Origin of the sequence: Pseudomonas citronellolis (genome assembly GCF_029335315.1) — a bacterium.
GTDB lineage: Bacteria > Pseudomonadota > Gammaproteobacteria > Pseudomonadales > Pseudomonadaceae > Pseudomonas > Pseudomonas citronellolis_A.
Map to the genome: position 1 here is coordinate 1 of NZ_JARJLT010000171.1, position 8475 is coordinate 8475.

At 69.8% G+C, this 8475-nt stretch carries 10 protein-coding genes; 3 read left to right on the top strand and 7 right to left on the bottom strand.

The annotated features are described in order from the left end of the window. Nucleotides 1-121: 121 nt before the first annotated feature. The 6 genes from P3W75_RS13425 to P3W75_RS13450 all read right to left on the bottom strand — a co-directional run bounded on the left by P3W75_RS13425 (nucleotide 122) and on the right by P3W75_RS13450 (nucleotide 3870). Nucleotides 122-367 (bottom strand): hypothetical protein, encoded by a 246-nt coding sequence (locus P3W75_RS13425; protein ID WP_276227845.1) that lies wholly within the window; start codon nucleotides 365-367, stop codon nucleotides 122-124. Nucleotides 368-397: 30 nt separating this feature from the next. Then, nucleotides 398-1285 carry a TIGR01459 family HAD-type hydrolase gene (locus P3W75_RS13430; protein ID WP_276227846.1) on the bottom strand — a complete coding sequence of 296 codons (888 nt, stop codon included), beginning with the start codon at nucleotides 1283-1285 and terminating at the stop codon, nucleotides 398-400. A gap of 57 nt (nucleotides 1286-1342) precedes the next feature. Next, nucleotides 1343-2023 carry a tyrosine-protein phosphatase gene (locus tag P3W75_RS13435; RefSeq protein ID WP_430765372.1) on the bottom strand — a complete coding sequence of 227 codons (681 nt, stop codon included), beginning with the start codon at nucleotides 2021-2023 and terminating at the stop codon, nucleotides 1343-1345. Between the two features lie 96 nt (nucleotides 2024-2119). Continuing rightward, nucleotides 2120-2497, bottom strand: a complete 378-nt coding sequence (locus tag P3W75_RS13440; RefSeq protein ID WP_276227847.1) for a hypothetical protein — start codon at nucleotides 2495-2497, stop codon at nucleotides 2120-2122. Between the two features lie 8 nt (nucleotides 2498-2505). After that, on the bottom strand, nucleotides 2506-3336 hold the full coding sequence (locus tag P3W75_RS13445) for an SDR family oxidoreductase (RefSeq protein WP_276227848.1): 831 nt from the start codon (nucleotides 3334-3336) through the stop codon (nucleotides 2506-2508). Nucleotides 3337-3405: 69 nt separating this feature from the next. After that, entirely contained in the window at nucleotides 3406-3870 is a 465-nt protein-coding gene (locus P3W75_RS13450; RefSeq protein WP_276227849.1) for a multidrug transporter, read from the bottom strand. Nucleotides 3871-4182: 312 nt separating this feature from the next. Here P3W75_RS13450 and codB point away from each other — a divergent pair, with 312 nt between their 5' ends. From codB to codA, 3 genes are read left to right on the top strand one after another with little or no spacing between them, the layout of a single operon-like run. Then, the gene (gene codB / locus P3W75_RS13455) at nucleotides 4183-5442 is read left to right on the top strand and encodes a cytosine permease (protein WP_276227850.1); all 1260 of its coding nucleotides are present in this window, start codon (nucleotides 4183-4185) and stop codon (nucleotides 5440-5442) included. After that, a complete protein-coding gene (locus P3W75_RS13460) occupies nucleotides 5439-6668 on the top strand; it encodes a PucR family transcriptional regulator (RefSeq protein ID WP_276227851.1) in 1230 nt (409 codons plus the stop codon). Before codB ends, P3W75_RS13460 begins: the two co-directional genes overlap by 4 nt. Further along, nucleotides 6665-7906 carry a cytosine deaminase gene (gene codA / locus P3W75_RS13465; RefSeq protein WP_276227852.1) on the top strand — a complete coding sequence of 414 codons (1242 nt, stop codon included), beginning with the start codon at nucleotides 6665-6667 and terminating at the stop codon, nucleotides 7904-7906. The genes P3W75_RS13460 and codA overlap by 4 nt, the downstream gene beginning before the upstream one ends. A 178-nt stretch (nucleotides 7907-8084) precedes the next feature. On the opposite strand, the gene P3W75_RS13470 is transcribed toward codA, so the two are convergent. After that, the coding region (locus P3W75_RS13470; protein ID WP_276227853.1) for a cupin domain-containing protein at nucleotides 8085-8475 on the bottom strand (391 nt) is incomplete at its 5' end.

Consider the following 8475-nt stretch of genomic DNA (forward strand, 5'->3'; position numbering starts at 1 on the left):
CGGATGGCGGATAACGCTGGCGCGTTATGCGCCCTACGCCTCGGCTTGGCGCTATCCGTAGGGCGAATAACCGTTCGCGGTTATCCGCCGTTGCCCCAGCCTCGGTTTTCCCGGGGGCCGCTCAGGGCGCTTGCCGGCGGCGGTTCTTGTAGCTCCCGCGGATGTTCATCGCCGCCAGGCACACCTGCAGCAGCACCAGCGCGTAGGCCGCCGCCGGCAGGCCCCAGGCTATCCACAGGGCGTTGCTGGCGAGGAAGGTCCAGAAACCGAGTTTGCGCCGCCGGCGCTCGCGCGAGCCGACCAGCCAGGCGGCCAGTACCGTGACCAGCATGGCCGGCCACTGCAGGAGATCGAGGAGTTCGTGCATGGGCGGTTTCCCGCGGCTGTCGTCCCGACTTCAGACCAGCCCGGGCGCCGCGAAGTGCGGTCGAACCGGGTAGCCGTCGAGCAGCGCCTGCACCTTGTCCGCGTCCAGCGCGCCGTTGAAGGGCACGCCCAGGGCCTGGCGGTGGATGCCGGTGCTCGCCAGCCACAGGGTGTCGATGCGCGCGGCGAGGGCGCCGGGCACGTCGGTCACCAGGGAGTCGCCGATGAACAGGATGTTCTTCGCCCCGCGCGCTTCCAGCTGCCGTTCGGCGATGCGGAAGGCCGCCGGGTCCGGCTTGCCGAACCACTGCACCTGGCCGCCTTCCTCGGCGAAGGCTTCGGCCAGGCGCCCGGCGCCGAACACCGTCTTGCCGGCGGAAACCACCACGCGGTCCGGGTTCGCGCAGAGGAACGGCAGCTCGCGGGCGTGGCGCAGGGGCTCGAAGCGCGCTTCCAGTTCGTCCTGCGGGAAGCTGCCGACACCGAGGATCAGGCTGGCCTTGTGGATATCCGTGCTGAAGCGTTCGCGGATGTGCGCCGGCCAGGTGTCCAGGGCGTCGCCGATGCCGGCGATGTAGATGCCGCCACTCTGCAGTTCGGGGTTGGCCTCGATGGCGTTGATGGCCAGTTGGCCCGAGGTGGTGATGCCGCTGTACAGCTCGCCCGGCACGCCCAGGCGGCCGAGGGTCGCGGCCATTTCCGCGACGCTGCGCGAGGCGTTGCTCAGGAACCACACCGGCCGGCCTTCGGCGGCGCGGCGCTGGAGCCAGGCCAGCGCGCCGGGGAACACCTCCGCGCCGTCCATGAGCACGCCCCAGAGGTCGAGGAGGAAGCCGTCGTAGCCGGCGCAGAAGGTGTCCAGGCCGGCGTGGTCGATGAGGCGGGTGTGGGTGACGGCGCTGAAGCGGGGGGAGGTCATGGCGGGCCTGCGGCGGCGGAAAACCCGCAGCCTAGCGCATCCCCCGCCGCGCCGCGATCACTGCCGGTTCTGCGCGACGGCGGCCGGCGCCGGGGAAATGTCGGGGGCGTTGCCCACCAGGTTGCGCAGGTGGCACAGGCTGAACACGCTGGTGCTGCAGCGGCCGTCAGCCATGGCCTGGCGGATGGCGGCAACGTCGGCGTTCTGCACGTAGTGGATGGCGTCGGTCATGTCGTCTTCCGTGCCGAAGCCACCCTCGACCATTTCCTTGAGCGCATCCTCCTTGCTCCAGCCCTGGATCACCGTGCGGTACATGGCGGCGAACAACCCGGTGCGGTCGCGCCCGTGCTTGCAGTGCATCAGCACCGGGCCCTGCTGCTGGGCGGCCTGGAGGATGTTCAGCGCGCGGATCACCTCGGCGTCGTCGACGCGGTCGGCGTGGGTCGGCAGGCTCACGACCTGCAGTGGCGCGTCGCCCAGCCAGGCCTTGTCGTCGTCCTTGATGAAGCTGAGCACGGTGTGCACCTTGAGCTTCTCCAGCAGCGGCAGGTCCTTGGCCTGGGGCAGGGCGCTGCGGTAGAGGGTCGGCGACATCTCGTAGAGGTTGAAGGATTTGTCCACCGGTTGCGCCCAGTTGGCGGGACGTTCGTCGGCGCAGGCGGCGCCGGCGAAGACCGCCATGGCGATGACGGCAAGCAGGGTGCGGCGCAGAGTGGTGAAGGGCGATGCGAGGGTCATGGAGCCTCCTGACTGTCAGCGCGCAGACAGTAGGAGGCGGGCGATAAAGGCCGGATGAAATGCCGGTGAAGAAATCGTCAAACCGCCCGGCGGCAGTCAGCGCGGCAGGAAGCGCTGCTGCACGCCGGGGCGGAACAGCCACCAGGCGGCCAGCGGGTAGACCAGGTAGTTGACCAGGTAGAGCAGCAGCGCGGCGTGGCTCGGCGGGTTACGCCAGGCGGCCATGGCCACCAGGGCCAGGTACAGCAGGGCCAGGCCGGCGCTGTAGAAGCCGAGCAGGCGCCAGCGCTCGCCCAGGCTGGGCAGGCGGCCGACCCGACGGGCGAAGAAGAACGCCATGCCGGCGGCGATGGCCAGCGCCACCAGCAGGTTCACCGGCACCAGGCCGTAGCGCAGCAGGGTGCGCAACAGCACGTTGAGGACGATGGCGACCAGGATCCCGGTGAGGGCGTAGTAGCGGGTGCGGATGGGCATGGGCTCTCCTAGAGCTGGCCGTCGAGGCCGAAGCGTTTCTTCAGCACCTTGTCCAGCACGCCGGTCGGCAGCCAGCGGGCCAGCAGCGGCAGGGCGCGGCTGCCATGGCCGACGCGCAGCAGGCGCGGGCGCGGGCTGCGCTGCACGGCGGCGAGCAGTTGGCGGGCGACGTCGGCGGCGGGGGTGGGTTTGTCCTGGGAGGCGCCGGCGCGGGCACGGATGAATTCGCGCAGCGGCCACCAGGGCGAGCGGTCGTCCACCAGCTCCTGCCAGGTGCGCCCGGCGTTGGCGCCGAAGCTGGAGGCGATGGCGCCGGGCTGCACTTCCAGCACCTCGATGCCGAACGGCGCCAGTTCCAGCCGTAGCGCCTCGTTCAGCGCGTGCAGCGCGGCCTTGGAGGCGCAGTAGGCGCCGGCGAAGGGGGTGACCAGCACCCCGGAGACGCTGCCGATGTTCACCACCAGCCCGCGTCGCGCGCGCAATGCCGGGAACAGCGCGCGGGTCAGCTCGACCACGGCGAACACGTTGGTTTCGAACTGCCGGCGCAGGCCCGCGGCGCCGCCGTCCAGCAACGGGCCCATGGCGCCGTAGCCGGCGTTGTTGACGAGTACGTCGAGGCCGCCGGCCTCGCGCTGCAGCAGTTCGGCGAGGCGGGCGATGGCGGCGCCGTCGTCGACGTCCAGCAGCACGCCGCGAAAGCCGGCCTGGCCGAGGGCGGCGACGTCCTCGTCGCGCCGGGCCGTGGCCCAGACCTGGTAGCCGGCGCCCTGGAAGGCCTCGGCCAGGGCGCGGCCGATGCCGCTGGAGCATCCGGTGATGAGGGCGACGGGCTGGGGCATGACGGCGTTCCTTGGCGTGGGTGGACCGCGACTACCCTAGCCGATCGCGCCGCGCGGGTGAATCTCGGTTCAATCGCCGAAGCGCCCTTCGATGCGTTCGGCGCGGAACTCCAGGGTACTGGCGCGGTAGCCCGGGCGCAGCGTCGGCAGCGGCAGGCAGTCGTTCCAGGCGTCGCCGCCGAGCAGGGCGCCGGGGCCACGGTAGCGCGGCGCCTCGTAGAGGTTCTCGGCGAGGTCGGTGGTGTCGCCGGGGCGGTAGGCGGCGACCTTCCAGCGCAGCTCCAGCAGCGGCGCGTCGCTGCCGTTCTTCAGGTCGGCGCGCAACGGGCGGTCGGCCGGGCACAGCGTCGGTGCGTAGCGGATGCGCAGCTCCAGGCGCTCCAGGCGGCGCTGGTCGCGGCTGTCCTGCCAGATCGCCAGGGTCGTCACCAGGGCCAGGCCGACCAGGGCCGCCGCCGAGATCGGCAGGGCGCGGGCGGGGTAGCGCAGCAGCAGGATGATCCAGGTGACGATGAGCAGGATGCCGAAGAGCATGGGCGTTTCCAGGGGACGATTGGCCAGCAGCCTAGCAAATCCGACGGCCTTCGAAGAAATCCGAGCGGCGGCCACGACCTGGGTCAAGGTTGCGCGGATTTGGTGCGTCGGCGGCTGCGTTCTGCCCCGAAAATCCGCATAATGCACATTTGAGCAGGCACGCGGCGGCATATTTCCTTTCGGAAGTGTGCATTCTGAACATTCCTCGATGTTCGTCATGCTCAAAAGTTTCCGCGTCGTTCCCCGTCGGCTTTTCCGGCCCGCTCCTTGCTCCAGGCCGACAGACACCCCATCCACCTCGCGGAGACATCCATGAGTTCCCCCAGTGAGTTCCCCCTGAGCGCCACGCCCAGGGAAGGGCGCAAGGGCCTGCTGCCCATCGCCATGGTCCTGTTCAGCTTCACCTTCTTCACCGGCACCATGTTCGCCGGCGGCAAGATCGGCATGGCCTTCGACTTCGTCGACATGCTCTGGGTCGCCGTCGTCGGCAACACCCTGCTCGCCGTCTACGCCGCCGCCCTGGGCCTGATCGCCTCGCGCAGCGGGCTGAACACCGTGCTCATGGGGCGCTTCTGCTTCGGTGAGCGCGGCAGCAAGCTCTCCGACTTCCTCCTCGGCTTCGCCGAACTGGGCTGGTATGCCTGGGGCACCGCCACCGTGGCCATCGTGCTGGTGAAGATGCTGGCCCTGCCGGGGTGGCTGACCATCCCGCTGATGGTGCTGTTCGGCCTGGGCTTCAGCATCACCGCGATCATCGGCTTCAAGGGCCTGGACCTGCTGTCGCGGGTGTCGGTGCCGCTGATGTTCATCCTGCTGGTGGCCTCCATGGTCATCGCCACCCACAAGGCCGGCGGCTGGTCCGGGCTGCTGGCGGTCGAGCCGAGCACCGGCATGACCTTCTCCGCCGCCGTCACCATGGTCTTCGGCACCTTCGCCAGCGGCGCCACCCAGGCCACCAACTGGACGCGCATGGCGCGCAGCGGGCGCATCGCCGTGGCCGCCAGCGTCATCAGCTTCCTCATCGGCAACGGCCTGATGATCGTCGCCGGGGCCTGGTGCGCGATCGTCTACCAGAACGCCGACATCGTCGAAGTCATGGTCCTCCAGGGCCTGTCGTTCGCCGCGGTGATCATGCTCTGCCTGAACCTGTGGACCATCCAGGGCCCGACCATCTACAACGTCTCCGCCGCCGCCTGCCACCTGGTGCGCAGCGAGCGCCGGCGGACCATGACCCTGCTGGCCGCCGGCGTCGGCATCGTCCTGGCCATCGGCGGCATGTACGAGTGGCTGATTCCGTTCCTGGTGCTGCTCGGCTCGATCATCCCGCCGCTGGGCGGCGTGATCATGGCCGACTACTGGCATCGCCACCGCGGCAACTACCCGGCGCTGGTCGGCCCGCACATCCCGGCGTTCAACGTCGCCGGCCTGGTGTCCTACGCCGTGGGCGCGGGCCTGGCCTACGCCTCGCCGTGGATCGCCCCGCTGGTCGGCATCGCCGCCTCGGCCGCCTGCTACATCGCCCTCGGTGAGCTCGCCCGCCTGCGCGGCGGCGTGGCGGAGCCGCGCGCTTGAGCCTGAGCGTCGAGGAAATCCTCCGCCTGCCGGGCCTCGAATCCATGGCCCTGCGGGCCGGCGCGCGCAACCTGCAACGCAGCGTGCGCTGGTCCTACGTGGCGGAGAACGAAGGCATCGCCGAGTGGGTGATGGGTGGCGAACTGGTGTTCGTCACCGGCATCAACCACCCGCGCGACGAGGCCAACCTGCTGCGTCTCGCCCGCGAGGGCGTGGCCTGCGGCATCGCCGGCCTGGTGATCCTCACCGGCGACGAATTCATCCAGCGCATCCCCGAGGCGCTGGTGGAGCTGGCCGAGCGCGAGGGCCTGCCGCTGATCGAGCAGCCCTACGCGCTGAAGATGGTCATCGTCACCCACCTGATCGGCACGGCGCTGGTGCAGATGACCCAGGTGAAGCACTCGCGGCGCGACATCCTCGCCCAGCTGCTTGGCGGCGATTGCCCGAGCCTGGCCATCGTCCGCCGCCGCGCCGAGCACCTGCAGTTGCCGCTGGACGCCCGCCGGCGCCTGGTGGCGCTGCGCCTTTCGGGCATCGACGGGCTGTTCCGCGAGCACCCGCCGGAGGAGGCCGAGCGCCGCCTGCAACTGTGCCGCCAGCAACTGCTCGACCACCTGGACAACTGGCAGCGGCACCTGCCCGAAGCGCTGCCGACGCTGGTCCAGGGCGACCTGTTCGTGCTGCTGCTGGCCGACCACGACGCCGCCTGCGGTCGCGAGGCCCTGCAAGGCCTGGCGGCGACCCTGGCGCGCGAGCTGCCGCTGCGGGTCTACCTTGGTCTGTCGGCGCCGGCCGAGGACTGCGCCGACTTCCCCCGCGCGCTGCTGCAGGCGCGCCAGGCGCTGGAAGTGGCCGAGGGCCTGCGCCCACCCGGCGGCCTTTGCGACTACCGTGAACTGGGCGTGCTGCGCCTGTTGCGGGCGATCCCCGATCGCGCGGTGGTCGAACAATTCATGCACGACACCCTCGGCCCCTTCGCCGAGCCGGGGCGCAAGCAGCCGCAGCTGCTGGTCGAAACCCTCGACGCCCTGCTCCAGGAAGGCGGCAACGCCCTGCGCGCCGCGCAGCGCCTGGGCATCCACCGCAACACCCTGAACCAGCGGATCGCGCGCATCGAAGCCCTGAGTGGGCAGTCCCTCGACGACGCGCAGTTCCGCCTGAACGCATCCATGGCGCTGCTCATCCGCCGCATGTCCAGCGCCCAGCCTGAGGAGCCACGCCAATGAAGATCGTCAACGCCACGCTGCGCAAGCAGGAAGGCCTGTTCACCATCCGCTGCGAGGGCGAGCTGATCGCCGACGTGCTGCCACAGGCGAGCCGCGTGGTCGCCGCCGCCGGCGAGCTCGACGCCGCCGGGCAACTGGTGATCGCCCCGCTGGTCGAGCCGCACATCCACCTCGACGCCACCCTCACCGCCGGCGAGCCGGAATGGAACATGAGCGGCACCCTGTTCGAGGGCATCGAGCGCTGGGCGCAGCGCAAGGAAACCATCACACACGACGACACCAAGGCCCGCGCCCACACCACCATCCGCATGCTCGCCGCCCACGGCATCCAGCACGTGCGCACCCACGTCGACGTCACCGACCCGACCCTGGCCGCGCTCAAGGCGATGCTGGAAGTGAAGGCGGAAGCGAAGCACCTGGTCGACCTGCAGATCGTCGCCTTCCCGCAGGAGGGCATCGAGTCCTACGAAGGTGGCCGCGAGCTGATGGAAGAGGCGATCCGCCTGGGCGCCGACGTGGTCGGCGGCATCCCGCACTTCGAGAACACCCGCGAGCAGGGCGTCAGCTCGATCAGGTTCCTCATGGACCTGGCCGAGCGCACCGGCTGCCTGGTGGACGTGCACTGCGACGAAACCGACGACCCGAACTCGCGCTTCCTCGAAGTGCTCGCCGAAGAGGCGCGGGTGCGCGGCATGGGCGCGCGGGTCACCGCCAGCCACACCACGGCGATGGGCTCCTACGACAACGCCTACTGTTCGAAGCTGTTCCGCCTGCTCAAGCGCTCGGGTATCAACTTCGTTTCCTGCCCGACCGAGAGCATCCACTTGCAGGGGCGCTTCGACAGCTTCCCGAAACGCCGCGGCGTGACCCGCGTGGCCGAGATCGACCGCGCCGGGATGAACGTCTGCTTCGGCCAGGATTCGATCAAGGATCCGTGGTACCCGCTGGGCAACGGCAACATCCTGCGCGTGCTCGACGCCGGCCTGCACATCTGCCACATGATGGGCTTCGACGACCTGCAGCGCAGCCTCGACCTGGTCACCGACAACAGCGCCCGCGCGCTGAACCTGGGCGAAGGCTACGGCATCGCCGCCGGCCGCCCGGCCAACCTGCTGGTGCTGGGCGTGGACAGCGACTACGAAGCGGTGCGCCAGCAGACCAAGGCGCTCTACTCGATCCGCCACGGCCGCGTCCTGATGCGCCGCGCGCCGGAAAGCGTGGAACTGCTCGAAGCCTGACCAACCGTAGGGCGCATAACACCTACGGCGTTATCCGCCATGGGCCTCCGCGCCAGGCCCATCGGCGGATAACCGCGAACGATTATGTGCCCTACGAAAAGCACACCCCACACAAAGAAAACCCCCAGGCACTGGGCCTGGGGGCGATTGGCGTCGATGGGGGAGACGCCGTCCTTAACTAGCGGGCGCCGGCCTGGGCCTGGACGCTGCTCTCCTGGGTTCGACCGTAGACGTCTTCCAGGCGTTCGATGTCGTCTTCGCCGAGGTAGCTGCCGGACTGCACTTCGATGATCTCCAGGGGGATCTTGCCGGGGTTGGCCAGGCGGTGCACCGAGGCGATGGGGATGTAGGTGGACTGGTTCTCGGTGAGCAGGAACACCTTGTCGTCGCAGGTCACCTGGGCGGTGCCGGAGACCACGATCCAGTGCTCGGCGCGGTGGTGGTGCATCTGCAGCGAGAGCTGCGCGCCGGGCTTCACGGTGATGTGCTTGACCTGGAAGCGGCCGCCCATGTCCACCGAGTCGTAGCTGCCCCAGGGGCGGTACACGGCGCAGTGGTTCTGGGTTTCC